The sequence below is a fragment of the Streptomyces sp. UH6 genome, assembly GCF_013421635.1.
Lineage (GTDB): Bacteria > Actinomycetota > Actinomycetes > Streptomycetales > Streptomycetaceae > Streptomyces > Streptomyces abyssomicinicus.
In genome coordinates, this window is the sequence record NZ_JACADT010001420.1 from 1 (window position 1) to 1056 (window position 1056).

2 protein-coding genes are annotated in these 1056 nt (G+C 68.8%); one reads left to right on the plus strand and one right to left on the minus strand.

What is annotated here, in order from left to right; genetic code table 11:
• On the minus strand, nt 1-410 hold a 410-nt coding region (locus tag HW445_RS32300), incomplete at its 3' end, for a DUF3662 domain-containing protein (protein WP_180224297.1).
• 313 nt (nt 411-723) lie between these two features.
• Here HW445_RS32300 and HW445_RS32305 point away from each other — a divergent pair.
• The coding region (locus HW445_RS32305) for a DUF1330 domain-containing protein (RefSeq protein ID WP_180224298.1) at nt 724-1056 on the plus strand (333 nt) is incomplete at its 3' end.

Sequence of the window (1056 nt, forward strand, 5' to 3'; positions counted from 1 at the left end):
CGGCCCTCGCCGGCCCGCAGGGTGTGCTGGACGTCGGGCGGGACCTCGAGCCGGCTGCGCACGCGGAACCGTCCGGCCTTCAGGTCCTCGGTCCGCTGCAACTGCACCTTCAGGGGGCCCACGAACGAATAGCGCTGCTGCTCGGCGTACTCGCGCAGCTCGCGGACCAGCTCCTCGCCGAGCATCACCAGGCACGCGCTCTGCAGTTCGTGATCGGCCGGACTCAGTTCGACGATGAAGCCGTTGGGAACGATGGTGCAGTCCCGGCCCCAGATCCTGGCATTGACCTCGCACTCACGTTTGAGGGCGCCGATGAACTCGATGGGCTGCACCGCGGATTTGAACACCTTGGCGAAGGCTCCGTTCATCACAGCCTCGAAACTCTGTTCGATCTTGTTCAGTGCCCCCATGTGTGCCTCCGGGGTGCCGATCTGCCGTGGTGCGGTCAGATGAACTGAAGAGATTGCGGATAGTGGTGATATAGCCGCCAGCCGTGACCACGCGCGGCGTGTCGTGATAATTCACCGGATCGGTGGCCGTGACCGGCCGGGCGGACCGGTCCCGGCGGACCGTCCCGCGCCACCCACGTCGCCACCGTGGAGGCCAACAGGCGCTGCACGAGCCGCTGTTGGCAGGCAGTGCGGCCGAATACGCGGTCGACGCCGCGGGCACCCCGGTGTCAGGATCTTGGCCGTACGAAGCCCGAGGACAGGAGACGACGTCATGCCCGCCTACGCCATCGCCCACCTGCGGGAAGCGCCCCCGCACCCGGATGTCGCCGAGTACATCGAGCGCATCCCCGGCACCTTCGAGCCGTATGGCGGCCGCTTCCTGGTGCACGCCACGCAGCACGAGGTGAAGGAGGGAAGCTGGCCGGGACACGTGGTGGTGATCGGCTTCCCCGGGATCGCCGAGGCCCGGGCGTGGTGGGACTCCCCCGCCTACCGGGAGATCGCTCCGCTGCGCTCGCGGCACATCCCCGGCGACATCGTCCTCGTCGAGGGCGTGCCCGAGGGGTACGACCCGTCCGGCACCGCCAGGGCGATGCGGGACGGG